The sequence below is a fragment of the Streptomyces parvus genome (assembly GCF_032121415.1).
GTDB classification, from domain to species: domain Bacteria; phylum Actinomycetota; class Actinomycetes; order Streptomycetales; family Streptomycetaceae; genus Streptomyces; species Streptomyces globisporus_A.
Genome location: NZ_CP135079.1, coordinates 285685 through 312097, shown reverse-complemented (window position 1 = coordinate 312097; position 26413 = coordinate 285685). Strand labels below are relative to the sequence as shown.

Sequence of the window (26413 nt, the reverse complement as noted above, 5' to 3'; positions counted from 1 at the left end):
GCGACGCGGCGGCCCGGGACCGTTCCCGTACCACCGGAAGGCCAGGATTCATGGCACCAACCCAAGAGGCACCCCAGCACCCGGAGACCGCAGGGCCCGGGGCCACCGCCGTGGGGGACCCCGTACTCGAAGCCCGCTCGGTGAGCAAGCGGTTCCCGGGCGTCGTCGCCCTGGACGACGTCTCCTTCGCCCTGCGCGCGGGCGAGGTCCATGCGCTCGTCGGCGAGAACGGGGCCGGCAAGTCGACCCTCATCAAGGTGCTCACCGGCGTCTACCGGAGTGACGAGGGCGAGGTACGCGTCAACGGCGAACCCGTCCGCTTCGCCCGTCCCTTCGAGGCGCAGCAGGCAGGGATCTCCACCATCTACCAGGAGGTGAACCTCGTCCCGCTGATGAGCGTGGCGCGCAACATCTTCCTGGGCCGGGAGCCGAAGAACCGTTTCGGGCTCATCGACTTCACCCGGATGAACCGCGAGACCACCGAACTCCTCGACGGCTTCGGCGTCCGGGTCGACCCCAAGCGGCCCCTGCACACGCTCGGCGTCGGCACCCGGCAGATGGTCGCCCTCGCCCGGGCCGTCTCCGTACAGGCGCAGGTCGTCATCATGGACGAGCCGACCTCCTCGCTGGAGCCCCGCGAGGTCGAGACCCTGTTCCGGGTCATCGAGAACCTGCGCGGCCAGGGCATCGCCGTCCTCTACGTCAGCCACCGCATGGACGAGCTGTACCGCATCTGCGACCGGGTCACCGTGCTGCGCGACGGCCGCCACATCCACACCGGCGAACTCGCCCCGCTGGAGCGCATGCAGCTGGTGTCGATGATGCTCGGCCGCGACATGGCCGAGGTCCGCCGCGACGGCCTCACCGGCTTCGCCGCCGAGGGGCACGATGCCGCCCGCACCCCCGTCCTCACCGCAACCGGCCTCGACCGACGTCACCAACTGCACGACATATCCGTCGAGTTGTACGCCGGTGAGGTGCTGGGACTCGGCGGTCTGCTGGGCTCCGGACGCAGTGAGACCGCGAAGGCGCTGACCGGCGCGCTGCCCCTGGACGGCGGGGAGATCACCGTCGACGGCCGGCGCATCGGCCGCCCCACTCCGGCCGCCGCCATCCGCGCGGGCATCAGCATGCTCCCCGAGGACCGCAAGGCCGAGGGCATCGTCCCCGGACTCTCCGTCCGCGAGAACATCGTGCTCGCCGCCATGCCCCGGCTCTCCAGGGCCGGGATCGTCTCCCGCGCCAAGCAGGACCGCATCGTCGACATCTTCATGAAACGACTGCGGATCAAGGCGTCCAGCCCCGAACAGAAGGTCGGCGAACTCTCCGGCGGCAACCAGCAGAAGGTGCTGCTCGCCCGCTGGCTCTGCCTGGAGCCCAAGGTCCTGCTGCTCGACGAGCCCACCCGGGGCATCGACGTCGGCGCCAAGGCCGAGGTGCAGTCCCTCATCGACGAACTCGCCCGCGAAGGGCTCGCCGTGCTGCTGATCTCCTCCGACATCGAGGAGCTGATCGAGGGCGCCGACCGCATCGTCGTCCTGCGCGGCGGCGCGGTCGCCGGTGAACTCGCCGGCGACGAGGTGGACGAGAGCCGCCTCCTCGAAGTACTCGCCGACCACACACCCGGCGCCGCGCCCGCCGACCGCACGCCCGACACCGGCGGGAAGGCCCCGGCCGGCCAGGAGGATCTCCGATGACCACCCAGGCCACCCTGCCACGCCCCGCGAAGCCGGCGGCCCGGCTCCGCGACCCCGCCTGGTACCAGGAGTACGGGGTGTACGCGGCCGTCGCCGTCGTCCTGCTGTTCAACGCCCTGTTCACCGAACACTTCATGACGGCCGACAACCTGCGCACCCAGCTCGTCCAGGTCGCGCCCATCGTGATCGTCGCGCTCGGCATGGCCCTGGTCATCGGCACCGAGGGCATCGACCTCTCCGTCGGCTCCACCATGGCGCTCGCCGCCGCCCTGCTGCCCCTCTACCTCGGTTACGGACTGGTCCCCGCGCTCCTGATCGCCCTGCTCGCCGGGGCGGTGGTCGGCGCGATCAACGGGACGCTCGTCTCCCTCGTCGGGCTGCAACCCATCGTCGCCACGCTCGCCCTGTTCGTCGGCGGCCGGGGGCTCGCCCTCGTCATGGCGGACGGCCGGCTCAAGCAGATCGTCAACCCGGACATCCTCGCGCTCGGCACCGGCTCCTTCCTCGGCATCCCGACGGTCGTCCTCATCGCGGGCGTCCTCGCGCTCGCCGTCGCGTTCCTGGTACAGCGCACCACCTTCGGCCGGCAGATCGTCGCCATCGGCGGCAACCGCTCGGCCTCCGCCCTGTCCGGACTGCCCGTCAAGCGCGTCCTGATCGGCGTCTACATCCTCTGCGGTGTGATGGCCGCCCTCGCCGGCATCCTCGCCACCGCACGGCTCACCGCCAGCGACCCGTCCTCCCTCGGCACCCTCATGGAGCTGTCCGCCATCACGGCGGTCGTCGTCGGCGGCACCCCGCTGAACGGCGGCTCCATCCGCGTGCTCGGGACCGTCGCCGGCGCTCTGCTGATGCAGCTGCTGCGCGCCACCCTCGTCAAGCACGACCTGCCGGACTCCACCGCACAGATCGCCCAGGCGGCCATCATCATCGCCGCCGTCTACGTCGCCCGGGAGCGTAGGTCCCGATGAACAAGACCACACCGGCCACCGTGCCCGCGGCGAAGGCCCCGGCGCCCCTCAAGAGCGCTCCCTCGCGCCCCGAACCCCGTCCCGAGCGCTCCACCGGATCCCGCATCGGGGAACTCGTCCAGCGCCAGGGCGTCCTCGCGGTCCTGCTGACCGTGATCCTCATCGCCTCGTTCGTCTACCCGACGTTCGCCAGCCTCGACAACGCCCGCGGCGTCACCGTCCAGGCCTCGTTCCTGGCGATCGTCGCGCTCGGCATGACCCTCGTCATCATCACCGGCGGTATCGACCTCTCCGTCGGCTCCGTCTTCGCCCTCGGCGGCGTCCTCGCCGCCTGGGCCTCGCAGTGGGGCTTCCTCGCCGCCCTGCTCGTCCCCCTGGTGGTCTGCGGTGCGATCGGCCTGGTAAACGGGGTGCTCATCGCCCGCGCCAACATGGCCCCCTTCATCGTCACGCTGGCCAGTCTCCTCGCGGCGCGCGGCATGCTGCTCGCCTTCACCGACGAGGGGGCCACCACCTACCTGGTGCCCAAGGACTCCGCCTTCGCCGAGCTGGGCCAGGGCAGCGTCTGGGGCTTCGGCCACCCGGTCCTCATCGCGCTGGCCCTCTTCGGGGCGGGCGGCGTCCTTCTCCAGCGGACCTCGTTCGGGCAGACGCTGTTCGCGGTCGGCGGCAGCAGCGACGCGGCCACCCTGATGGGGCTGCCCGTCGCCCGGACGAAGATCCTCGTCTACACCCTCAGCGGGCTGCTCGCGGGACTCGCCGGAGCGCTGAACGCCGCCCGCCTCTCCTCCGGTGTCACCATCGTCGGGGTCGGCATGGAGCTGGACGCGATCTCCGCCGTCGTCATCGGCGGCACGCTCCTCATCGGCGGTGCGGGCTCGGTCAGCGGCACCCTCTGGGGTGTCCTGCTGCTCGCCGTGATCCAGAACCTGATCAACCAGATCGGCTCGCTCAACTCCTCGTACCAGTCGGTGGTCAGCGGCGGCTTCCTTATCGTTGTCGTCGTGGCGCAGCGTTACCTCGCACGCAGCCGGAGAACCACCTGAGCCGTACGGATCGGGCCGAGTCGAACCAAGTACAAGGAGTGCCGTGGGCGTCAGCCTCAAGGACGTAGCTCAACGGGCGGGCGTGTCCATCAAGACCGTGTCGAACGTGGTCAACAACTACCAGCACGTCACCCCGAAGATGCGGGCCAAGGTGCAGCAGGCGATCGACGAGCTCGGCTACCGGCCGAACCTCACCGCCCGCCATCTGCGCAAGGGCCGCACGGGCATCATCGCGCTGGCCGTCCCCGAGTTCGGCAACCCGTACTTCGCGGAGCTGGCGGGTGAGGTCGTCGACGCGGCGGCCCGGCACGACTACACCGTCCTGGTCGACCACACGGCGGGCCAGCGCGAGAAGGAGCTGCTGGTCTGCCAGGGGTTCCGCTCCCATGTCATCGACGGGCTCATCCTCAGCCCCATCCACCTGGAGACCGAGGACCTGATGGCCCGCACCGAGACCGCGCCGCTGGTGCTGCTCGGCGAACGCGAGTACGAGGCCCCGTACGACCACATCGCCATCGACAACGTGGCCGCCGCCCGCGAGGCCGTCGCCCACCTCATCGCGCTGGGCCACCGGCGTATCGCCTTCCTTGGCTCCCGCACCGGCCGGGAGCGCCAGCCCGCCCACCTCCGGCTGCGCGGCTGGCGCGAGGAGCTGGCCGCCTCCGGCATCACCCCCGACGAGTCCCTGATCGTCGTCACCGACGGCTACGGCCGCGAGGACGGGGCCGCCGCGATGGCCTCCCTCCTCGACCGGGGCGAACGCCCCGACGCCGTGTTCGCGTACAACGACCTGATCGCGATCGGGGCCATGCGCACCATCACCGAACGCGGCCTCACCATCCCGGAGGACATCGCCGTCGTCGGCTTCGACGACATCGAGGAGAGCCGGTACGGGGCCACCACCCTCACCACCATCGCGCCGGACAAGGCGGCCATCGCCCGGCTCGCCGTCGACAGCCTCGTCGAACGCCTCGCCGGCACCCCGGTAGCCGAACCCCGACGGCCCCGCCCCGGCTACCGCCTCGTCGCCCGCGAATCCACCACGCCGCGCGACGCCTCCGGTCCGGCCCGCTAGCGGCCCCTTCCGCACCCCCAAGGAACTCCTCATGCCCACCGTGCACCGCAAACCGTTCGGCCGCGCCCACGGGCAGAGCGAGACCGACCTCTGGACCCTCGACTCCGGCACCGGCGTCCGGGCCGAGATCCTCACCTACGGCGGTGTCCTGCACAGCCTCACCGTGCCGGACACCGCGGGCGAACCCGGCCCCGTCGTCCGCTCGCTGCCCGCGCTCGACGACTACGCCGACAAGAACCCGTACTTCGGGGCGATCGTCGGCCGGTACGCCAACCGCATCGCCCACGGCCGCTTCACCCTCGACGGCACCCCGCACCACATCCCCGCCAACGACCGCGGCCACGCCCTGCACGGCGGCCCCGACGGCTTCCACACCAAGATCTGGGAGGCCACCGGGCACCGCACCGGCACCGCCGCCGTCCTCAGGCTCACCCTGCACAGCCCCGACGGCGACATGGGCTTCCCCGGAGCGCTCGACGTCACCGCCACCTACACCCTGGACACCACCGGCACCCTCGCCGTCGACTACACGGCCGCCACCGACCGGCCCACCGTCGTCAACCTCACCAACCACTCCTACCTCAACCTCGGCGACGACGACATCCTCGGCCACACCCTCCAGGTCGACGCCGACGCCTACCTCCCCGTCGACGCCGGCTCCATCCCCGAAGGCCCGCCCGCCCCGGTGGCCGGCACCCCCTTCGACCTCACCACCCCCCACCGCATCGGCGAACGCCTCGACCACCCGGACACCCAACTGGACCAGGCCGGCGGCTACGACCACTGCTGGATCCTGCGCCCCGCGGCCCCCGGCACCCTGCGCCGCGCCGCCCGCCTCTCTGCCCCCGGCGACCGGCGCACCCTGGAGCTGTGGACCACCGAACCGGGCCTCCAGGTCTACACCGCCAACCAGCTCGACGGCGCGTTCACCGACGGCACCGGCCGCCGCCACCAGCGCCACGGCTCCCTCTGCCTGGAGACCCAGCACCTCCCGGACTCACCCAACCGCCCCGGCCACCCGAGCACGGTGCTGCGCCCCGGAACCGTCCTGCACAGCCGCACCGAATGGCGCTTCCCGCACCTGCGGGCCCGGTAGGCGCGCATCCGGGCGGCCGGGCCGGCTACTTCAGGTACGGCCCCGCCGCGCCGATCTTCCCCGGCGCGGCGTTCCTTCCGCCGAGGTCCAGGACGTACACGCGCAGATTGCCCTTGCCGGGGGCCGGGACCGTGAGGATGCCCGTGGTGAACTCCTCGGTGCCGCCCGTGACGGCGTCCTTGTACGTGCCGTTCGGGATGCCGGTGTAGGTGGCGCTCCCGGATACCGTCACCAGCGCGAAGCTGTCCGTGCCGGTCGCCGCGTCGGTGTAGCGGCGCTTGTACGCCATGGAGCCACTGATGCCCTCCGTGGAGTACTGGCCCATCTGGGCGCGGGCACGGCCGGTCGGATCTCGTTGAGCCGCTGGAGGTGGCGGGCGAGCGGGGCGGCCAGGGTGTCGGCGACCTTGCCGGTGGCGGAGGAGACCTTGCCGAAGTCCGAGGCCGTCACGTCACCGGCCAGGTGGTCCCCGAAATGGGCCCGCCCGGTCGTCGCCAGCGGACACGTCGGGCCGCAGTCGATCTTCATCCCCTTCTGGAACTCGATCTCGGAGCCGTAGTAGAGCGTCGGGATGCCCCGGAAGGTCCACATCAGCGACATGTTCTCGGCCCAGGCGTCCGTACCGCCGGTGTAGCGCTCGCTGCTCTTGTTGGGGCCGTAGCCGTGGCTGTCGACGTAGACGCCGTTGTACGTGGGGTCGTTGGTCGCGTCGTCGGAGTCCTTGCCGTTGTGGAACGCGTTGTCAGCGTCACCGAAGTTCATGTGCATCCGCATGTCGATGATGTTCATCCCGGAGGTCGTCGTCGGCGGCGTTGCCGGACTTCTCGTGCTGGCTGCCGCCCCGGTTGTTCGTGGAGTCACCGTCGTCGAAGCGGGCGGTGAGCACGAAGTAGATCGGGTCCTTCCGGGGGTCGGTGCCCAGCGGTGTGCCGGTGGCCGGGGCGGTGGGCTTCTCACCGGTGGTGACGGAGGCCGGGACGGACTCGGCCGACACGTTCCCGGCGGCGTCGACGGCCCGGACGGTGTAGCGGTAGGCGGTGCCGGACTCAAGCCCCGTGTCGGAGAGGACGGTCGAGGCGGTGTCGGTGACCACCGTGCCCTTCGTCCCACCGGCCCTGGTGACCTGATACTTCGTCACGCTCCGGTCGTCCGTGGCGGGCTCCCATGTGACCACGACGGCCACCCCGTCGGCGGCGGCCTTCACCGCGGTGGGTGCGGACGGCGCCTCGGTGTCCGGTTCCTCGGCAGTACACGGGTCCTTCGCCGAGGCCGTCACCCTGCGGTCCTTCACCGTGGTGAGCCCGGCCGCCAAGGTGTAGTCGCCGCCGTTGTCGTTGTCCCAGACCCCGTTGCCGTTGTTGAACGCGGCCTGGAGGCCGGTGGCGGTCGCGAGGTCGACCGTACGCTTCACCCAGCCCGTACAGGCGGCTTCCATGCCGATGCCGGGGACGGCCGTCCACGCTCCCCCGTGGGGGCGGTAGTGGAGATTGACGGTGGACCAGCCGACGGTTGAGGTCGCGTAGTAGACGGAGGCCGTGTTCGGGCCGTCGGCCTCCTCAGGGCCCCCACCCGCGCAGGGGTCGCTGTGCGCCACGGTCCCCTCCTGGACCGTGATGTTCCCGGTGCCGAGGTCGTAGTTCCTGCCCGCGTTGTTGTCCCAGGTGCCCGAGCCGTTGGTGAAGGCCGCTCTCAGTCCGCCCGCCCCCCGAGCGGGACCGTCAACTTGGCCCAGCCGGCGCAGGCGGCCTCCATCCGGGTGCCGGGGACGTTGGTCCAGGAGCCGCCGTCGGGGGAGTAGTGCAGGTAGTAGGCCGACCAGTCGCGGGTCTTCGCGGAGTAGAAGACGGTCGCCGTGGTCTCGGCGGCGGAGGAGGAGGCGACGGGTTCGCTCGTCGGGGCGGGACGCGCTTGCGGTACGGCGGTGAGGAGTCCCAGCAGCCCGGCCGCTGCCACGGCAGCCGCGAGCGGACCGCGCAGCAGCCGGTGAGGAGTGCGTCTCATACGTGTCTCCAGGGGAGGGGAGAACCCTGACGCGCCTCGGGGTTCGGTGAGTGAACACGATCCGGCGGCAAGCTCTGCCGGAATGTTGCTGCAATCCCTTGCGGGGGAGGAAGTTACCGGTGCATGACAGGTGCGTAAAGGGATCCGGCACGCGGGTCCGGCCCCGGAATGGACGGCCGGGCCCAGGCGTTCGCACGGTCATGACCTTCTCCGTTGACGTGACCGTGCGCGGCTACGAACTCGACACCCAGGGCCACCTGAACCAGGCCGTCTACCTCCAGTACGCGGAGCACGCCCGCTGGGAACTGCTGCGCGCCGCCGGACTGCCCCAGGAGAAGCTGCTGGCCGACGGAGTCGGCCCGGTGCAACTGGAGGTGACGGTCAAGTACCGCCGCGAGCTGCGCGGCGGCGAGCGCGTACGGGTCACCTGCCGGTTCGCCTACGGCACGGGCAAGACCTTCACCCTGGAGCAGCAGATCCTCAAGGAGGACGGCACGGTGGCCGCGGAGATCACCGGAGTGGCCGGCGTCCTCGACCTGACCGAACGCCGCCTCGTCCCGGACCCGCAGGGCCGCCTGGCCGCGCTGGCGGGCAACCCGGACCTGCTGACGGGCTGACCTGCTGACGGGCGGGCCGCGACGGGACGCCCGAGCCCCCGGGAGTGCGGGGCGTCCGCCTCCCTCATCCCTCCCGGAGGCGGACGTTCAGACCGCGGTGCCGACGACCAGGTGGTCCCCGGGGATGCCGGCCTTGCCCGGGGCGTAGTAGTCCTTGATCCCGGCGACCCATGTCTCCACCCGGATCCGGTCACCGTCCGTCGGCTCGAAGGCGTCGAAGAGCGCGTCGACGTTCTCGGGCTCGAACCCGATGGCCCGCATCAGCGCCATGAACAGGGGGCGCTCGATCAGCCCGTCGCCGTCCGGGTCGCCCAGGGCTGCCAGCGCCTCGGCGAACACGGCGATGGTGGCGTCGAACCGTTCCGGCGACAGCACGCACGCCGTGAACTCCTCGAAGCTGATCTCGCCGTTCCCGTCGGCGTCCAGCTCGGTCAGCAGGGTCGTCCAGTACCGCCTGAACGCCGCGCGCATCGCGTCCTTCGCCGCCCGGTCCGACGCGTGCGCCTCTCGGACGACCCGCTCGGCCATGAGATCGAAGTCGTCCTGCTCCAGGACGCCGTTGGCATTGGCGTCGAACAGGGAGAAAACGAGCGCGACCCGCCTGGTGGCCTCAGTGCCCATGAATCCGTCACCCTTCTCCGCACGTCACGTTCCGCCGGCCACGGCCCGGTTGCCGGGCCGGCCCACCCACTCTCCGGCCGGGCGGCGGTGTACACGGCGAAAGCGGTGATCCCTTCACCTGAAGGACGTACCCCCTCTCGCGTAAACGTCGAGTCGAGGCAGACGGAGGGCGCTCACGGACCCCGCACGCCCCCCGGGTGTGAGCCGAACGAAACGCCCTGCCCCGGCCGGATGCGCCCCGCCCGCCGCGAGCGGTTCCGCACCAGGTGATCTTCTCCGCTGGAACGAGAAGGACGACGCCGCTCTGCCCACCTGCAAGACGCCCGGCGCCGAGCGCCGGGGCGTGCGCCCCTCTGATCGGCTGACTGCGCAGCGTGACTGCATGTTTCGGAGGGTGACGGGGGACAGAGGGGAGGTCTGGTGCCGGGTCCCGCTCCGGCACGCCCCCCTTCCTCGAAGCGGTCATTGGGAGAACCTCGGTGGAGAACACCTCGGTGCGACACAAGGAAACCGTACGGACCTGCCCGTTCGACTACGCACAGCAGCTCGAGTTCGACCCCCAGCTCAGGCAGTTGCTGACCGAGGAGCCGGTGTCCCGTATCCGGATGGCGTACGGCGAGGGCGAGGCCTGGCTGGTCACCCGCTACGAGGACGTCCGGACGGTCACCACCGACCGGCGGTTCAGCCGCAGCGCCGTCCTCGGCCGTGACTTCCCCCGGATGACCCCGGAGCCGATCGTCCAGGCCGAGTCCATCAACCTCATGGACCCGCCCGCCAGCAGCCGGCTCCGCAGCCTGGTAGCCAAGAGCTTCACCCCGCGCCGCGTCGAGCAGATGCGGGGCGGGACCCAGCGCGTCGTCGACCGGCTGCTGGACGAGATGGCCGAGGAGGGCGCACCGGCCGACTTCGTCGCCCGGGTCTCCTCGCCGCTGCCGCTGATCACCATCTGCGAGGCGCTCGACATCCCCGAGGCCGACCGCCCCTGGCTCCGCGCCCACGCCATGACCATGATGAACGTCGGGGCCGCCGGCAAGCAGGACGCCGTACGCGCCAAGGCGGAACTGCGCGGCTACTTCCAGGAGCTGACCGCCGACCGGCGCCGCTCCCCGGGCGAGGACCTCATCAGCACCCTGGCCACCGCGCGGGACGGCGCCGAACTGCTGGACGACGACGAACTGGCCGTCATGGCGATGGTCCTGCTCATCACCGGCCAGGACACCACCACCTACCAGCTCGGCAACATCGCCTACACCCTGCTCACCCGCCCGGAACTCCTCCACTCCCTCCAGGCCGAACCGGCGCGGCTGCCCCGCACGCTGGAGGAGCTGCTGCGCCACATCCCCTTCCGCAAGGGCGTCGGCATCCCGCGCATCGCCCTGGAGGACGTGGAGCTCGCCGGTGTCCTCATCAAGGCCGGGGACGTGGTCCACGTGTCCTATCTGACGGCCAACCGGGACGCCGCCAAGTTCGACCGCCCCGACGAGCTGGACCCCGACCGCCCGTCCATCCCCCATATGACGTTCGGCTGGGGCGCCCACCACTGCCTGGGCGCGCCGCTCGCCACCATGGAGCTGGAAGTGGCCTTCTCCACCCTGCTGACCCGCTTCCCGGCCCTGCGTCTGGACGTGCCGCCCGAGGACATCGAGTGGAACACGACGTCCATCTGGCGCTACCCGCTCGCTCTGCCCGTCACCTGGTGACGAGAGCCTCCGCTCCGAGATACGAGGAGAACCCATGGCGACCCTGTGCAGACCCGCCATCGCTGTGCCCGAGCACGTCATCACGATGCAGCAGACCCTGGACCTGGCCCGCGAGACCCACGCCGGGCACCCGCAGCGCGAGCTCGTCCTGCGGCTCATCCGGAACACCGGCGTCCAGACCCGGCACCTCGTGCAGCCCATCGAGGAGACCCTGAAGCACCCCGGCTTCGAGCTCCGCAACCGGGTGTACGAGACCGAGGCGAAGAGGCGGGTGCCCGACGTCGTCCGGCAGGCCCTCGCCCACGCCGAGACCGACCCGTCCGAGATCGACCTGATCGTCTACGTCTCCTGCACGGGCTTCATGATGCCCTCATTGACCGCGTGGCTCATCAACACCATGGGCTTCAGGCCCGAGACCCGCCAACTGCCCATCGCCCAGCTCGGCTGTGCGGCGGGCGGCGCGGCCATCAACCGCGCGCACGACTTCTGTGTGGCCTACCCCGAGGCCAACGTCCTCATCGTCTCCTGCGAGTTCTGCTCGCTGTGCTACCAGCCCACCGACATCGGCGTCGGCTCGCTGCTCTCCAACGGGCTCTTCGGGGACGCGCTCTCCGCCGCCGTCGTCCGGGGACAGGGCGGCACCGGTATGCGGCTGGAGCGCAACGGCTCGCACCTGGTGCCCGACACCGAGGACTGGATCTCCTACGCGGTCCGCGACACCGGATTCCACTTCCTGCTGGACAAGCGCGTCCCCGGCACCATGGAGATGCTCGCCCCGGTCCTCCAGAACCTGGTCGACCTGCACGGCTGGTCCGTCCCGGACATGGACTTCTTCATCGTCCACGCGGGCGGGCCGCGCATCCTGGACGACCTCTGCCACTTCCTGAAGCTGCCGCCGGAGATGTTCCGCTACAGCCGTGCCACCCTCACCGAACGCGGCAACATCGCCAGCTCCGTCGTCTTCGACGCGCTGGCCAGGCTCTTCGACGACGGCGGGGCCGCCGAGTCCGCGCAGGGACTCATCGCCGGCTTCGGACCCGGCATCACCGCCGAGACGGCCGTGGGCCGCTGGACCCGCGACGGCCTCCGCCCGTCCGTCGGAGCCGGCTTCGACGAACTGGAGCTGACCGCCGGCGTTGCGCTGTCCGGCTGAACCGGCTAAGGCGACCGGCGGGCGGGGACGAAGGAACGGATGTTCGCGCTTCGCGGATGCACTCGCTCCGCGAACGGATCCCCCTCCCGAGGAGAATGCATGCGCCTGCCCGCCCGCTGGGCCACGGCCGTCCTGCCGCTGATCGCCCCGATGATCGCCATCCCTGCCCCGGCCTCGGCCGACAGCGGACCGGAAGGGGTCGTGGTGGAGCAGTCCACCCGGGCCGTACCCGGACAGTACATCGTCACCCTGAAGCCCGAACTCTCGCCGGACACCGTCCTGCGGGAGCTCGGGCTCAGCCCCATGTTCCGTTACGGAAACGTCCTGCACGGCTTCGCCGCCACGCTCACCGCCTCCGAACTCGAAGCCGTACGCACCGTTCCCGGCATCCTCGCCGTCGAGGAGAACGCCGAGGTGGCCGTGGAGGCGCCCAGGGCGGGAAGCCTCTTCCGGGCCCCCGCGGCCGGCTGGGGCACCGACCGCATCGACCAGCGCGCCCTGCCGCTGGACGACACCTTCACCACCACGGCCACCGGCGACGGTGTGAAGGTGTACGTCGTCGACACCGGGATCGACGCCGCGCACAGCGAGTTCGGCGGCCGGGTCGTGAAGGGATACGACGCCGTCGGCGACGGCCGCGACGGCATGGACTGCAACGGACACGGCACCCATGTCGCCGGCACCGCGGGCGGTGCGACCTCAGGCGTCGCCGAGGACGCCTCGCTGGTGAACGTACGCGTCCTGAACTGCGAGGGCAGGGGCACCTGGGCCGGCATCCTCGCCGGGCTCGACTGGGTCGCCAAGGACGCCGAGCGCACCAAGACCCCCGGTGTGCTGAACGCCTCGCTCGGCGGCGCCCGCTCCAGCGCGGTCGACGCGGCGGTCGAGGCCGTCGGCGACGCGGGCGTGCTGCCCGTCGTGGCCGCCGGGAACGACGACCGGGACGCCTGCGACGTCTCGCCGGCCGCCGCCGACGGCGTGGTCGCGGTCGGCGCGAGCGACCGGCAGGACGGGGAGACCTCCTTCAGCAACTGGGGCTCCTGCCTCGCGCTGTACGCCCCCGGGGCGGACATCGTCTCCGCCCGGCTCGGCGGCGGCACCGTCTCGCTGAACGGCACCTCCATGGCCAGCCCGCACGTCGCGGGCGTCGCCGCGCTCTACAAGCAGGAGAACCCCTCCGCCTCGCCCGCCGCCGTCGCGCGGTGGCTCAACGACACGGCCACCCCCGACGTGCTCTCCGGCCTCGGCCAGGGCTCGCCCGACCGCCTGCTGTACACCGGCGGCCTCTGACGAACCGTCGGACGGGCTGTCCGGTCTCCCGCGACGGGGCCGGACTGCCCGTCCGGCTGTTGTCGGAACGGTGGACGGCCTCTCATTTCTCTGCAATTCTCTGACGGCACGACGCAAAACAGGCCGCAGCGTATGCAGAAATCCGTGTTCCCTGGCTGCGGTCACAGAGCCGCGCCCTCGGCGCGCCCTGCGCCGAGGCCGAAGATCGGGGAGCTATGAGAGCCCAACGCTGGAGGTGGCGGGCGATATCCGCCGTCGTCACGACCAGTCTTCTGATGATCGGCATACCGTCGCTCGCCGCTGCGGCGGCCGACGGCCCCAACCTCGCCGCAGGCCGGGCCGCGGCGGCGAGCAGCGCCCACGCCGAGTACGGCGCGGCCAACATCACCGACGGCAACCGGTCGACGTACTGGGAGAGCGCCGGAGGCGGACTGCCCCAGTGGGTCCAGACCGACCTGGGCGCCGGCACCCGGGTCGACGAGGTGAAGCTGACTCTTCCGGCGGGCTGGGAGACCCGCACCCAGACGCTGTCCCTCCAGGGCAGCGCGGACGGCACCAGCTTCGCGACCCTGAAGAACTCCGCGACGTACACCTTCGCCCCCGGAGCCGCCAACGAGGTCACCATCGCGTTCCCGGCCACCCTGACCCGCTTCGTACGCGTCAACATCACCGCCAACACCGGCTGGCCGGCCGCCCAGCTCTCCGAGCTGGAGGTCCGGGGCGCCCAGGACTCCTCGGCCGACCTCGCCGCGGGCAAGCCCCTCACCGCCAGTAGCAGCAACGACTCACAGACCCCGGCCAACGCCAACGACGGCAACCGCGACAGCCACTGGGCGAGCCGTGACGACCAGTTCCCGCAGTGGATCCAGGCGGACCTGGGCGCGTCGCTGGGCGTGGACCGGGTGGTGCTGCGACTGCCCGACGGGTGGGCGGCGCGCAGTCAGACCCTGAAGCTCCAGAGCAGCGCCAACGGCTCGGACTTCACCGACCTCACCGCCTCCAAGGCCTACCGCTTCGACGCGGCGGGCGGACAGTCGGCGACGATCAGCTTCGACGCCACGACGGCGCGCCACGTCCGTGTCCTGTTCACCGCCAACTCCGGTGCACAGGCCGCCCAGGTGGCCGAACTGGAGATCTACGGGCCCACCACGGGCGACACGCAGGCCCCGACCGCGCCGACGAACCTCGCCCTCACCGAGCCCGCCACCGGCCAGATCCGGCTGACCTGGAAGGCGTCGACGGACGACAAGGGCGTCACGGGCTACGACGTCTACGCGAACGACACGCTGCTCACCGGCGTGGCCGGTGACGTCACCACGTACACCGACACCCGTCCGGCCGGCCGGAGCGTCAGCTACTTCGTCCGCGCCAAGGACGCGGCGGGCAACGTCTCGGCCAACAGCAACACCGTCACCCGCGACGGGCAGAGCGGTTCCGCGTCCAACCTCGCCGTGAACAAGCCGATCACTGCCTCCTCCGTGGTCCACACCTACGTCGCCGAGAACGCCAACGACAACAGCACCTCCACCTACTGGGAGGGTGCGTTCGGCAGTTACCCCAACACGCTCACCGTGAAGCTCGGTTCCAACGCCGATACCGAGAGCGTCGTCGTCAAGCTCAACCCCGACAGCAGTTGGGGACCGCGCACGCAGCGCATCGAGGTGCTCGGCCGGGAGCAGAGCTCCTCCTCCTTCAACTCCCTCTCCGCCGCCAAGGATTACGCCTTCAGCCCCGCGTCCGGCAACGCGGTGTTCATCCCGGTCTCCGCCCGCGTCGCGGACGTCCGGCTGAAGTTCACCGCCAACAGCGGCTCCGGCGCCGGCCAGGTCGCCGAATTCCAGGTCCTGGGCGCCCCGGCGGCCAACCCCGATCTCCAGGTCACCGGTGTCAGCGCCGCCCCCGCCGCCCCGGTGGAGACGGACGAGATCACCCTGACCGCGACCGTCCGCAACGCCGGAGCGCTCGCCGCCCCGGCGAGCAAGGTCGAGCTCCGGCTCGGCTCCACCAAGGTCGCCACCGCCTCGGTCGGCGCCCTGGCGTCGAGCGCCTCCACCCAGGTGACCGCCTCCGTCGGGGCGCGGAACGCGGGGAGTTACGAGTTGAGCGCGGTCGCCGACCCGGCGGGTGAGGTCATCGAGCAGAACGAGACCGACAACACGTACACCAGCGCCTCCCCGCTGGTCGTGAAGCCGGTCTCCAGCTCCGACCTCGTGGCCGCCGCGGTCACCACCACGCCGTCGGCCGCCTCCGCCGGCGACACGGTGGCCTTCTCCGTCGCCCTCAAGAACCAGGGCACGGTGGCCTCGGCGAGCGGTGCGCACGGCATCACGCTGGCCCTCGTCGACAGCAAGGGCGCCACGGTGAAGACCCTTACCGGGGCCCACAACGGGGCCATCGCGGCGGGCACCACCACCGCACCGGTCCCGCTGGGCACCTGGACCGCCGCCAACGGCTCCTACTCCGTACGGACCGTGATCGCGGCCGACGCCAACGAACTCCCGGTCAAGCGCGGGAACAACACCTCCACCCAGGCCCTCTTCATCGGACGCGGCGCGAGCATGCCCTACGACATGTACGAGGCGGAGGACGGCACGACCGGCGGCGGCGCCCGGGTCGTCGGCCCGAACCGGACCGTCGGCGACATCGCGGGCGAGGCATCCGGCCGCAAGGCCGTCACCCTTGACAACACCGGCGACTACGTCGAGTTCACCACCCGGGCCTCCACCAACACCCTGGTCACCCGGTTCTCCGTCCCCGACGCCCCGGGCGGCGGCGGCATCGACTCCACGCTGAACGTCTACGTCGACGGCGTCTTCCTCAAGGCGATCGACCTCACCTCGAAGTACGCCTGGCTGTACGGGAACGAGACCGCTCCCGGCAACTCCCCGGGCTCCGGGGCGCCCCGTCACATCTACGACGAGGCGAACGTGATGCTGGGCAGGACCGTCCCGGCGGGGTCGAAGATCCGGCTCCAGAAGGACAGCGCCAACACCTCCACGTACGCGATCGACTTCATCAACCTGGAGCAGGTCGCCCCGGTCGCCAACCCGAACCCCGCCACGTACACGGTGCCGGCCGGCTTCACCCACCAGGACGTCCAGAACGCCCTGGACAAGGTCCGCATGGACACTACCGGCACCCTGGTGGGCGTCTACCTCCCGGCGGGGGAGTACAGGACGGCGAGCAAGTTCCAGGTCTACGGCAAGGCCGTGAAGGTCGTCGGGGCCGGACCCTGGTACACCCGCTTCAACGCCCCGGCGACGCAGGACAACACGGACGTCGGCTTCCGGGCCGAGGCCGGCGCCAAGGGGTCGTCGTTCGCGAACTTCGCGTACTTCGGCAACTACACGTCACGGATCGACGGGCCGGGCAAGGTCTTCGACTTCTCGAACGTCTCGGACGTCGTGATCGACAACATCTGGAACGAGCACATGGTGTGCCTCTACTGGGGCGCGAACACCGACCGCATCACCATCAAGAACTCCCGGATCCGCAACATGTTCGCCGACGGCGTCAACATGACCAACGGGTCCACCGACAACCTCGTGACCAACAACGAGGCGCGGGCCACCGGTGACGACAGCTTCGCGCTCTTCTCGGCGATCGACGCCGGGGGAGCGGACATGAAGAACAACGTCTACGAGAACCTGACCTCGATTCTCACCTGGCGTGCGGCGGGCATCGCCGTCTACGGCGGGTACGACAACACGTTCCGCAACATCCACATCGCCGACACCCTGGTGTACTCCGGTATCACGGTCAGCTCGCTGGACTTCGGCTACCCGATGAACGGATTCGGCAGCGAACCGACGACGATCGAGAACGTCTCGATCGTGCGCGCGGGCGGGCACTTCTGGGGATCGCAGACCTTCCCCGGCATCTGGCTGTTCTCGGCGTCGAAGGTCTTCCAGGGCATCCGCATCGACAACGTGGACATCGTCGACCCCACCTACAGCGGGATCATGTTCCAGACGAACTACGTCGGCGGACAGCCCCAGTTCCCGATCAAGGACACCGTGCTCAGCGACATCTCCGTCTCAGGGGCGCGCAAGAGCGGTGACGCGTTCGACGCCAAGTCCGGCTTCGGGCTGTGGGCCAACGAGATGCCGGAGGCCGGGCAGGGCCCGGCCGTCGGTGAAGTCACCTTCAACGGACTGAAGTTCAGCGACAACGCCCAGGACATCAGGAACACCGCACCCGGGTTCAAGATCAATATCAACCCGTGACCCGGGAGGGCTCGTCCTCCCGCGGAGAGACGGCGCGGAGAGACGGCGCGGAGTGATCGCAAGGGGGGTGCTTCCCGATGGCTGGGAAGCGCCTCCTCTGCGTGCATCACTTGCGTTGATAAGTCAATTGTTTGCGCTGATTGCGTTAACCTTGCGGCATGACGCGACGACTTGCTCAGGTGGCCAAGAAGGTCGGGGTCAGTGAAGCCACGGTGAGCCGGGTGCTCAACGGCAAGCCCGGGGTGTCCCGGACCACCCGGCAGTCCGTGCTGACGGCCCTGGACGTCCTCGGCTACGAGCGCCCCACCCGACTGCGGGGCGAGCGCGCCCGGCTCGTCGGCCTCGTCCTGCCCGAACTGCAGAACCCGATCTTCCCCGCCTTCGCCGAGGTGATCGGCGGCGCCCTCGCCCAGCAGGGGCTGACCCCCGTCCTCTGCACCCAGACCAAGGGCGGGGTGTCCGAGGCGGACTACGTGGACCTCCTGCTCCAGCAGCAGGTCTCCGGGGTGGTCTTCGCCGGCGGGCTGTTCGCCCAGGCCGACGAGGCCCACGAGCACTACCACCGGCTCGCCGAGCGCCGTATCCCCGTCGTGCTGATCAACGCCCCCATAGAGGGGCTGGACTTCCCCTGCGTCTCCTGCGACGACGCCGTCGCGATCGAGCGGGCCTGGCGCCATCTGGCCTCCCTCGGCCACGAGCGCATCGGTGTCGTGATGGGCCCCTCCGACCATGTGCCCTCCCGCCGCAAACTCGCCGCGGCCCGCTCCGTCGCGTCGGCCACCGGCGGTGAGCTGGCCGAGGCGCACGTCGAGCGCTCGATGTTCTCCCTGGAGGGCGGCCAGGCGGCGGCCTCCCGGCTGCTGGAGCGGGGCGTCACCGGCATCGTCTGCGCCAGCGATCCCCTGGCGCTCGGCGCCGTCCGCGCCGCCCGCAGGCGCGGCCTCGGCGTCCCGTCCGACATCTCCGTCGTCGGCTACGACGACTCGGCGTTCATGAACTGCACCGAACCCCCGCTCACCACCATCCGCCAGCCCATCGAGGCCATGGGCCGGGCCGCCGTGGAACTGCTCTGCGCGGGCATCCAGGGAGGATCGCTCCCGCCGGACGAGCTGCTGTTCGAGCCGGAGCTGGTGGTCCGGGGCTCCACGGCGCAGGCGCCCCGGCGAGTCCGGACCGCCGGTCCATCCGCCGCCGTCGGGGCCCGCCAGGATCGCGGGGCGCGTGCGGCTGCGGCACAGTGGGGCACATGGACGACCTCAACGCACTCGCCGAGGAACATCTGACCGCCGCCCGCGCCTCCGCGCACGGCCGCAGCGCCCACCTCGTGCTCCAGGAGCCCCCCTTGCGGCAGACGGTGATCGCCCTCACCGAGGGGACCGCGCTCGACGAGCACAACGCGCCGCCCGCCGCCTCGCTCCTCGTCCTGCGCGGCGGCGTCCGCCTCACCGCGGCGTCCGGCGACACGGAACTGCCTGCCGGGACCCTGCACCCGATCCCGCAGGAACGGCACGGGCTGCTGGCGCTCAGCGACGCCGTGGTGCTGCTCACCGCCGTCAACGACTGACCGGCCGCCGGCTGTCGGCACACCCCCAGGTGTGCCCCGGCCGCGACGTGGCAGGAGAGGATCGAGTGGGGTCGGCACGCCCGGGAACGGGCAGGTCACCCCGGTCGCCGCAGCCACCCACGTCCCCGGAGTGCCAGCTTGCCCACCCAGATCGCGTCCGCCGCGGACAGCACCGCCCCCACCGACGGGCACGCCGCACCGCCCCGCCCCTGGCTCACCGCTCTGCGCCGTACCCCGGTCTCGCTGTGGAACGACGACATCACCGACTGGGCCGCCGCCCTGACGTACTACGCCATCCTCGCCCTGCTCCCGGCGCTCCTGGTCACCGTGTCCGTGATCGGCCTCGCCAACCCCGACGCGACCAGCGCCCTGATCTCCGACATCACGGCGTTCGCGCCCGCAGAGTCCGGGGAGGCGCTGCGCAGGCCGTTGGAGGCGGCCACCGAGCAGCGCTCCGCCGTCTGGCTGCTCGTCGCGACCGGGTCCGTGAGCGCCGTCTGGTCCGCGTGCAGCTATCTCGCGGTCTTCCGCCGGGCGATGCACGCGATGCACGGCGTCCGGGACAACCGCCCGCCCCTGCGCCAGGCGCACATCATCGCCGTCTCGGCGATCGGCCTGCTCCTCCTCCTGATGACCAGTGCCTTCGCCCTCGTCATGACCGGCCCGCTGGCCCGCTGGCTCGGCCGTCGCATCGGCCTGCCGCACGAGGGGGAAACCCTGTGGGCGGCGCTGAAGTGGCCGCTGCTGGTCTTCCTCGTCGCCTGCCTGATCATGGTCCTCTTCAGCACCGGCCCCCGCTCCGCGCGGGGCGTCCGCCGGGGCCTGCCCGGCGGGGTACTCGCCGCGGTCTGCTGGCTCACCGCATCGGCGCTGTTCGCCCTCTACGCGACCCAGGTCGGCAGCTACAGCAGGCTGTACGGATCGCTCGCCGGGCTCGTCGTCTTCCTGATCTGGGTCTGGTTCGCCAACCTCTCACTGCTGGCCGGAGCCCAGTTCAACGTCGAGCTGCGGCGGCCCGAACCGCGCTGGGAACCCGGCACGGGCGCGAAGGAGGCCGACGTGCACGGGGACGCGTCCGGCGGGGACGCGGACGGGCCCGTCCCGGCCGCGGGCTGAGCCGGGCGCCTCCCTCGGCTCAGCTCCTGGTGCGGTACCCGGCGACGATCGGCATGGTCTCGCGCAGCACCCGTACGCCGTCGTTCTCCGCGTCGCCCAGCCGGTGGCCCCGCCACGTCCCCGTCGCGCTGGAGAACCGGCTGATACGGCGGCAGTGGCCCCCGCACGCGGAGCGGTACGCCATGATCGTGTAGCGCTTGCCGTCCTCGGTGACCCACCCGGTGTTGTACGGGCGGTTCCGGCTCACGCTCATCGATCCGTCCGGGTTGCCCGCCAGCGTCGTACGGTCGTGGGCGAGGCCGAGGTTGTGGCCGATCTCGTGGCTCGCCGAATCCAGGCCGATCCCGTCCACGTCGACGACCGCGTAGGCGTACTCGTCCGTGGAGCTGTCCAGGGCGGGCGTGTAGTCCGCCGTGCCGCCGCCCCGCTCCGGCCGGTCCACGATCAGCGTGACCAGATCGGCTCCGTACCGCGCCCGCTGTTCGTGCGCATGGCGTCCGACCCCCGCCGAAGTGTGGTCCTTGAGGAGTGCGTGCGCGGAACGGAACTCCTCCGGCCCCTGGTAACCGGTCACGGTGTGCGGGTGGACGACGCGGATGATCCCGCAGAGTCCGCCACCCGCCAGGGACCGGTTCATCCGGGTCGCGATCCGCTGGGCCGAGGCGGGCACCCGGTGCTCGCCGCCCACCTGCCGCGCGGCCTTCGGTGTGTAGAGGACCAGTACGTCGACCACGGGACAGGGCGCCGCCCTCGTCGTTTCCGTCACCGTGCGTGCCGTGGCGGTCGTCGTGGCGGCGGCCGGCGTGTCCGCCGAAGCCGCGCAGAGCGAAGCGCCGATGCCGACGGCCAGGACTGCCTTCACAAGGTTCGCGCGCATGGGGAGTCGACTCCGTCCGGAAGGGGCCGGCAGGGACGCCGCCCGATAACTGGGAGTGACTTACTTCTAACACTCGGTGACTTCACGCGCCTGTTGTGCCCGCCCCCGCCGGCGGGCCGTCTATTCGACGCCCAGAGGGGTGTGGCGATGAGGAGGTGGGCAGGTACACGTGTGCGAACTCGTACGAGTGGAACGGCAGTCGGCGGCAGAGGGGCGTGTGTGACGTGACGGACCAGAGCGAATGGCGGTTCTCCGACGACCGGGGTCAGCAGTCGACGGCGCCCCTGCCGCCCGGACGGGTGCTGGCCTACGTCCAGGCCGGGGCGACCCTGTGGGACCTCGGGATCCGGCCGGTGGCGATCTTCGGCTCCGACCACGACGGACCCGGCCCCGACACGGCGAAGACCGGGAGCCTGCCGCTCACCGACGTCGCGTACGTGGGTGCGGGCAGCGCCCTGGACGTCGAGCGGCTGCTTAGTGCCGAGCCGGACCTCGTGGTGGCCGTCAGCTACGGCGGCGGCCATGTCTACGGGTTGGCCCCCGAGACGGCCAAGCCCCTGGAGGAGCGGGTCCCGGTGGTCGTCCTCGACGTCAGCCAGGCCCGTACGTTCGGCGAGATCGGCGACCGGTTCGCCGAACTGGCCCGCTCGCTCGGTGCCCCCGGGCGACCGGACGCCGACCAGGACCTCGACGCCGCCCGGGAGCGGCTGCGCACCGTCGTCGCCGCCACATCCGCCGACGCGCCCCGGGTGCTCGCCCTCTCCCCGGCCGGCCCGGACCAGGCCCATGTCGCACGCCCCAGGATGTGGCCCGAGCTGCGGGTCCTCACCGAACTGGGCGTCCGGCTCGTGGAGCCCGCCGAGGGGCCGGGGGCCAACTGGTCCACGCTCGACCGCGCCGACACCTTCGCGCTGCGCCCCGAAGTGATCCTGACCGACATCCGCGCACACGCCGCGCCCCTGGAAGAGCTGCGGGGGAGTGAGGGCACGCCGACGCCCGTCGTCCCCTGGAACCCCGAGCCCCTCTACGGGCCCCGCGACCACGCCCGCTTCCTGGGCCTGGTCGCGGACGCCCTGGAGGCGGCGCGGGCGAGCTGAGTCCCGGGTTCTACGGGGCGGGGGCGAGACCGTCGGCGACCAGTCCGGCGAGCACCGCCTCGCCCAGCGCCTGGACGGCGGAGGCGGGTCGGACCATCACGGTGAACTCCTTGATGCGTCCGTCCTCGTCCAGGTGCACCAGGTCGATGCCGTGGATCTCCTTGCCCGCGACCGTCGCCCTGAAGAGCAGGACCGCCGACGGGGCCTCGCTCCCGTCGGCGCTCGTCTGCGAGGCGCCCGCGAACTCGCCGACGTACCGGAAGTCCTCGAAGGTGCGCAGCAGGACGCCGAACAGCCCCAGTACCGCCGGCCGGCCCTCGAACGGGGTGAATTTCACCGGGCTGTAGAGCCGGATGTCCTCGGTGAACAGATCGTCCAGGGCGCCGAGGTCGCGGTTGTCGACGGCGGTGCGGAAGCGGTCCACTGCGGTGGTCATGTGTCCTCCTCGATGAGGCGCGCGCCCTTGCTGAGGAGCGCCGCATAGTCATGAAAGTGACTAGTCATTTTCATGACTATCATGAGGGCCGGCGTTCCGGACAGGGGTGGACGGGGATCTGCTCCGGCCCGGCTGAGAGGGAGGCGGTCCGATGGCGTTGCGCCATGCGGTGCTGGCGGCGCTGCTCGACGAGGAGCTGAGCGGCTATCAGGTGACGAAGGCGTTCGCGGCGGGTGTCGCGAACTTCTGGCACGCCCTGCCGCAGCAGGTCTACGCGGAGCTGGCCAGGCTGGAGAAGGAGGGTCTGGTCGCCGGGCGCGAGGTCGTCCAGGAGGGGCGTCCCAACAAGCGGCTGTTCCGCGTCACCCGGGAGGGGCTGGCCGAGCTGGAGAGCTTCGCGTCCACCGCTGCCAAGCCCGCGTTCCTGCGGGAGGACCTGCTGGTCCAGGTCCAGGCGGCCGACCATCTCGGCACCGGCGTACTGATCGAGCGGCTCACCGAGCGGTACGCCTTCGCCGAGGCCAAGGCCGCGCTGTTCGAGGAGCAGTTGCGCAGGATGCGCGGCGGCCTGGACGAGGCGGAGTTCCTGCTCCGCGGGGCTCGCGTCGGCCCGTATCTCACCTGCCGCCGCGGGCGGGACTTCGAACGGGCCAACCGCGACTGGTGCCGGGACGTGATCGAGGTGCTGCGGGCGCGGCGAGCGGCCGGGGAGGAGGGCTGACATCCGGTCCCCACCTTTCCCAAAGATATTCTGCAAAAACTCTTTGGGAAAGTGCCCCTGTCGTCCTACGCTGCTGCCATGGACAGCGAAGACAGAGGTCGCGTACTCGATCCGGTACAGGACGGGGCCGCTCTCAAGGCCCTCACCCACCCCCTGCGCCTCACCCTGCTCGGACTGCTGCGGCAGCACGGCCCGGCCACCGCCAGCGAGCTCGCGGTCAGGACGGGGGAGTCCTCGGCCTCCACCAGCTACCACCTGCGCGTGCTCGCCAAGTACGCGTTCGTCGCCGAGGCCGACCACCGCGACAGCCGGGAACGCCGCTGGAAATCCCTGCACGACGTCACCTCGTGGAGCAATGAGGCGATGCACCGCAGCCCCGGCGGCAGCGTGATCCTCAGCGTCCTGCGCCGCCGCCAGGTCGAGCACCTCCAGCAGTCCCTGGACCGCCACGAGGCGGACCTGGCCAGCGGCCGGCTGAGTGAGGAGTGGCAGGAACCGTCGGGCGTCAGCGACCTGATGCCCCGGCTGACCCCGGAGTCCCTCGCCGAGCTGTGGGAGGTGCTCCGAGCGAAGACGGCCGAGCTGACCGCCCGTGACGCCGAGGACCCCCGCGCCGAACAGGTCGTGCTGTTCACCGCCGGGCTCCCGCTGGCCCCGGAGGCCACGGCTGCCGGAGACGGCTCATGACCCGCGCGCCGGCCCCCGCCTCCGTCTCCCCGGGCCACGGCGGCCTGGACGGCACGACCGCGCGCCGCCGCTACGTCACGGTCTCCTTCCTCTTCTGGCTCCCCATCGGCATGTCCATCGCCACGGGCGTGCTCCTCTTCACCGAACGCGGCATGGGCCTCGCCGCCATCGCCGGCTTCTACGCCGTCCACTCCCTCACCGCCGCCGCGATGGAGCTGCCCACCGGCGGCCTCTCCGACGTCATCGGGCGGCGCCCCGTCCTGGCCATCGCCGGACTGCTCAACCTCACCGCCTTCACGCTCATCGGCCTCGGCGCGGCGGGCTGGGCCATCGCGCTCGGCATGGGCCTGATGGGCTTCGCCCGCGCCCTGTCCAGCGGGCCCGCCGAGGCCTGGTACGTCGACACCGTCCACGCCCACGCCGGACCCGACGCCGATCTCCGTACGGGCCTGGCGCGCGGCAGCTCCGCCACCTCGGCCGCCCTCGCGCTCGGCACCCTGCTCGGCGGCGGGCTGCCCTGGCTGCTCGGCTTCGCCCCCGGAGTGGGGGAGTGGCTGGCCGGCGCGACCGGCGGCCTGGTCATCCCGCTCTCCGTCCCCGCCCTGCTCGGTGCGCTGGTCGAAGGCGTCTTCGTGCTCTACGTGCTGAGCGCCCTGCCCGAACCGACCCGGCCCCGGACCACCCTGCGCCGGGTCGTGGGCGGTGTGCCCGCCGCCGTCGCCGCCGGGCTCCGGCTCGGCGCCCGGGACGCCCTGATCCGGCGCGTCCTGCTCACCGCGAGCGCCGCCGGGGCCGCCCTCGCCGCCGTCGAACTCCTCACCCCCGGCCGGGCCGCCGCCCTCATGGGCGCCGCCGAATCCGGGGCCCTGGTCTTCGCCGGGCTCGCCTGCGCCGGGTTCCTGGCCTCCGCCCTCGGCAGCCAGCTCGCCCCGCTCGTCGCCCGCTTCACCGGCAGCGGCGAGCGCGCGGTACTCGCGAGCCTCGGGCTGGTGACGCTGGGGCTGGCCCTGCTCGGCCTCACCACGCACACGACGAGCCCTCTCGCCACGACGGTCGCCGTCACCGGCTACGGACTCGTCTACCTGGGCCTCGGAGCCGCGGGCCCCAACGAGAACGATCTGCTGCACCGCCGCGTCGACGCCTCCGGCCGCGCCACCGCCCTCTCCGTCCAGTCGCTCTCCCTGCAACTGGTCGCCGCCGGCGCCGGACTGGGCGCGGGCGCCCTGCCCCCGGGCCCGCTGCCCTGGCTGCTGGCCGCCACGGCCGTGCTGGCCGGCGCGCTGCTCTGGGTCCGGCGTGCCGCCCCGGCGAACGCTCCGGCCACCCCGGGCGCGGCCCGGAGCCCGGTCGTCGCCCCCGTTCCCGCCGGACCACCCCTCGACACCGCACCCCAGGAGGCCCACCCCCATGCTCGACCGACTTGAGCCGCTGGTCATCGGCGAATGCGTCGCCGACATCGTCCGGCTGCCGGACCGGGCCGACCGGGTCCACCCGGGCGGCAGCCCCGCGAACGTCGCGTACGGACTGTCCCGGCTCGGCCATCACGCCACTCTGCTCACCCAGTTGGGCGCCGACGGCCACGGGCTGCTCATCCGGGACCATCTGGCCGCCGCCGGGGTCGAGGTCCGCACCGACGGCGCCGCCGGGCCGACCCCCTCGGCCGTGGTCACCCTGGACGCCCAGGGGCACGCCACGTACGCCTTCGACATCGGCTGGACCCTGGGCCCGGTTCCGCTCGACCGGGCGCCGGGGCATGTGCACACCGGCTCCATCGCGGCTGTCGTCGAGCCCGGCGCGGCGACGGTCCTGGCCGCGCTCGAGTCGCTGCGGGCGGCCGCCACCGTCAGCTACGACCCCAACGTGCGGCCCGAGTTGATGGGCGAGCGCGGCCGGGCCGTGGACCGCGTCGAGCGCTGTGTGGAGTTGAGCGACGTGGTCAAGGCCAGCGACGAGGATCTGCGGTGGCTGCACCCGGGCGAGGAGCCGGAGCGGATCGCCGAGCGATGGCTCGCCGCCGGCCCCGCGCTCGTCCTCGTCACCCGGGGCGGGGCGGGCGCGTTCGCCCTCTTCCCCGGCGGCCGGATCACCATCGGGGCCCCGGCGGTCGAGGTAGCCGACACCGTCGGCGCGGGCGACGCCTTCATGTCGGGGGCCCTCCACGCCCTCGCCGCGCACGGGCTCCTGGGCCCGGACGCCAGGGACCGGCTGCACGCCGTGGACCGGGACACCGTCGCGGACGTCCTGCGCCACGCGGTCGCCTCCGCCGCCGTGACCGTCTCCCGGGCCGGGGCCAATCCGCCGGGGCCGGACGAGCTGCGCCAGGCGCTCGGTGCCAACTGACGCCACGTCATGACCCGTTCGGCGCAGTCGAACGCACCCTCGTGAGGCGTTCCGCCGTTCGTCAACCCGATGCAGTACGACA

General features: G+C 71.7%; 21 protein-coding genes and 2 pseudogenes. 18 read left to right on the top strand and 5 right to left on the bottom strand.

What is annotated here, in order from left to right; translation table 11 throughout:
* The first annotated feature begins 50 nt into the window (after nucleotides 1–50).
* The 5 genes from RNL97_RS02330 to RNL97_RS02310 are packed head-to-tail and all read left to right on the top strand — an operon-like array spanning nucleotide 51 to nucleotide 5885.
* The gene (locus RNL97_RS02330) at nucleotides 51–1697 is read left to right on the top strand and encodes a sugar ABC transporter ATP-binding protein (RefSeq protein WP_243313118.1); all 1647 of its coding nucleotides are present in this window, start codon (nucleotides 51–53) and stop codon (nucleotides 1695–1697) included.
* Nucleotides 1694–2668: an ABC transporter permease gene (locus RNL97_RS02325; RefSeq protein ID WP_030587155.1), complete on the top strand. Its 975-nt coding sequence runs from the start codon at nucleotides 1694–1696 to the stop codon at nucleotides 2666–2668. The genes RNL97_RS02330 and RNL97_RS02325 overlap by 4 nt, the downstream gene beginning before the upstream one ends.
* A complete protein-coding gene (locus RNL97_RS02320) occupies nucleotides 2665–3714 on the top strand; it encodes an ABC transporter permease (RefSeq protein ID WP_243313117.1) in 1050 nt (349 codons plus the stop codon). Before RNL97_RS02325 ends, RNL97_RS02320 begins: the two co-directional genes overlap by 4 nt.
* 43 nt (nucleotides 3715–3757) lie before the next feature.
* Complete coding sequence (locus RNL97_RS02315) at nucleotides 3758–4789, top strand: LacI family DNA-binding transcriptional regulator (RefSeq protein WP_030587149.1); 1032 nt, start codon at nucleotides 3758–3760, stop codon at nucleotides 4787–4789.
* 31 nt (nucleotides 4790–4820) lie between these two features.
* Complete coding sequence (locus RNL97_RS02310; protein WP_030587146.1) at nucleotides 4821–5885, top strand: aldose epimerase family protein; 1065 nt, start codon at nucleotides 4821–4823, stop codon at nucleotides 5883–5885.
* Between the two features lie 25 nt (nucleotides 5886–5910).
* Here the strand turns inward: RNL97_RS02310 and RNL97_RS33020 are convergent, their stop codons facing one another.
* Both RNL97_RS33020 and RNL97_RS02305 read right to left on the bottom strand, forming a co-directional pair.
* Nucleotides 5911–6174 (bottom strand): hypothetical protein, encoded by a 264-nt coding sequence (locus RNL97_RS33020; RefSeq protein ID WP_391738045.1) that lies wholly within the window; start codon nucleotides 6172–6174, stop codon nucleotides 5911–5913.
* 9 nt (nucleotides 6175–6183) lie between these two features.
* A pseudogene (locus RNL97_RS02305) lies at nucleotides 6184–7886 on the bottom strand (carbohydrate binding domain-containing protein); the annotation flags it as partial.
* Between the two features lie 200 nt (nucleotides 7887–8086).
* Between RNL97_RS02305 and RNL97_RS02300 the strand changes: the two are divergent.
* Nucleotides 8087–8503 carry an acyl-CoA thioesterase gene (locus tag RNL97_RS02300; protein WP_030587142.1) on the top strand — a complete coding sequence of 139 codons (417 nt, stop codon included), beginning with the start codon at nucleotides 8087–8089 and terminating at the stop codon, nucleotides 8501–8503.
* A gap of 87 nt (nucleotides 8504–8590) precedes the next feature.
* Here RNL97_RS02300 and RNL97_RS02295 read toward each other — a convergent pair whose 3' ends face one another.
* Entirely contained in the window at nucleotides 8591–9124 is a 534-nt protein-coding gene (locus RNL97_RS02295; RefSeq protein WP_030587139.1) for an EF-hand domain-containing protein, read from the bottom strand.
* A 479-nt stretch (nucleotides 9125–9603) separates the two neighbouring features.
* Here RNL97_RS02295 and RNL97_RS02290 point away from each other — a divergent pair, with 479 nt between their 5' ends.
* The 7 genes and pseudogenes from RNL97_RS02290 (at nucleotide 9604) to RNL97_RS02260 (ending at nucleotide 20173) form a co-directional block, all read left to right on the top strand.
* Complete coding sequence (locus RNL97_RS02290) at nucleotides 9604–10824, top strand: cytochrome P450 (RefSeq protein ID WP_030587136.1); 1221 nt, start codon at nucleotides 9604–9606, stop codon at nucleotides 10822–10824.
* 19 nt (nucleotides 10825–10843) lie between these two features.
* Nucleotides 10844–11977, top strand: coding sequence for a type III polyketide synthase (locus RNL97_RS02285; RefSeq protein ID WP_267882068.1), 1134 nt, complete (start codon nucleotides 10844–10846; stop codon nucleotides 11975–11977).
* A gap of 99 nt (nucleotides 11978–12076) precedes the next feature.
* Nucleotides 12077–13267, top strand: coding sequence for a S8 family peptidase (locus tag RNL97_RS02280; protein ID WP_030587130.1), 1191 nt, complete (start codon nucleotides 12077–12079; stop codon nucleotides 13265–13267).
* 215 nt (nucleotides 13268–13482) lie between these two features.
* Entirely contained in the window at nucleotides 13483–17493 is a 4011-nt protein-coding gene (locus RNL97_RS02275; protein WP_243313116.1) for a discoidin domain-containing protein, read from the top strand.
* A gap of 158 nt (nucleotides 17494–17651) precedes the next feature.
* Nucleotides 17652–18656: pseudogene (locus RNL97_RS02270) on the top strand (LacI family DNA-binding transcriptional regulator); the annotation flags it as partial.
* Nucleotides 18657–18739: 83 nt separating this feature from the next.
* Complete coding sequence (locus tag RNL97_RS02265; RefSeq protein ID WP_243313115.1) at nucleotides 18740–19057, top strand: cupin domain-containing protein; 318 nt, start codon at nucleotides 18740–18742, stop codon at nucleotides 19055–19057.
* Between the two features lie 138 nt (nucleotides 19058–19195).
* Nucleotides 19196–20173, top strand: a complete 978-nt coding sequence (locus tag RNL97_RS02260) for a YihY/virulence factor BrkB family protein (protein WP_234313442.1) — start codon at nucleotides 19196–19198, stop codon at nucleotides 20171–20173.
* Between the two features lie 19 nt (nucleotides 20174–20192).
* On the opposite strand, the gene RNL97_RS02255 is transcribed toward RNL97_RS02260, so the two are convergent.
* Nucleotides 20193–21050, bottom strand: coding sequence for a M12 family metallo-peptidase (locus RNL97_RS02255; protein WP_030587116.1), 858 nt, complete (start codon nucleotides 21048–21050; stop codon nucleotides 20193–20195).
* 224 nt (nucleotides 21051–21274) lie between these two features.
* Here RNL97_RS02255 and RNL97_RS02250 point away from each other — a divergent pair, with 224 nt between their 5' ends.
* Complete coding sequence (locus RNL97_RS02250; RefSeq protein ID WP_243313111.1) at nucleotides 21275–22147, top strand: substrate-binding domain-containing protein; 873 nt, start codon at nucleotides 21275–21277, stop codon at nucleotides 22145–22147.
* A gap of 10 nt (nucleotides 22148–22157) precedes the next feature.
* On the opposite strand, the gene RNL97_RS02245 is transcribed toward RNL97_RS02250, so the two are convergent.
* The gene (locus RNL97_RS02245) at nucleotides 22158–22583 is read right to left on the bottom strand and encodes a nuclear transport factor 2 family protein (RefSeq protein WP_030587110.1); all 426 of its coding nucleotides are present in this window, start codon (nucleotides 22581–22583) and stop codon (nucleotides 22158–22160) included.
* A gap of 151 nt (nucleotides 22584–22734) precedes the next feature.
* Between RNL97_RS02245 and RNL97_RS02240 the strand changes: the two genes are divergently transcribed.
* The 4 genes from RNL97_RS02240 (at nucleotide 22735) to RNL97_RS02225 (ending at nucleotide 26331) form a co-directional block, all read left to right on the top strand.
* Nucleotides 22735–23304, top strand: a complete 570-nt coding sequence (locus RNL97_RS02240) for a PadR family transcriptional regulator (RefSeq protein WP_030587107.1) — start codon at nucleotides 22735–22737, stop codon at nucleotides 23302–23304.
* Nucleotides 23305–23382: 78 nt separating this feature from the next.
* Entirely contained in the window at nucleotides 23383–23991 is a 609-nt protein-coding gene (locus RNL97_RS02235; protein ID WP_313750301.1) for a helix-turn-helix domain-containing protein, read from the top strand.
* The gene (locus tag RNL97_RS02230) at nucleotides 23988–25415 is read left to right on the top strand and encodes an MFS transporter (RefSeq protein ID WP_030587097.1); all 1428 of its coding nucleotides are present in this window, start codon (nucleotides 23988–23990) and stop codon (nucleotides 25413–25415) included. The genes RNL97_RS02235 and RNL97_RS02230 overlap by 4 nt, the downstream gene beginning before the upstream one ends.
* Nucleotides 25399–26331, top strand: a complete 933-nt coding sequence (locus RNL97_RS02225; RefSeq protein ID WP_313750300.1) for a carbohydrate kinase family protein — start codon at nucleotides 25399–25401, stop codon at nucleotides 26329–26331. The genes RNL97_RS02230 and RNL97_RS02225 overlap by 17 nt, the downstream gene beginning before the upstream one ends.
* Nucleotides 26332–26413 lie beyond the last annotated feature (82 nt).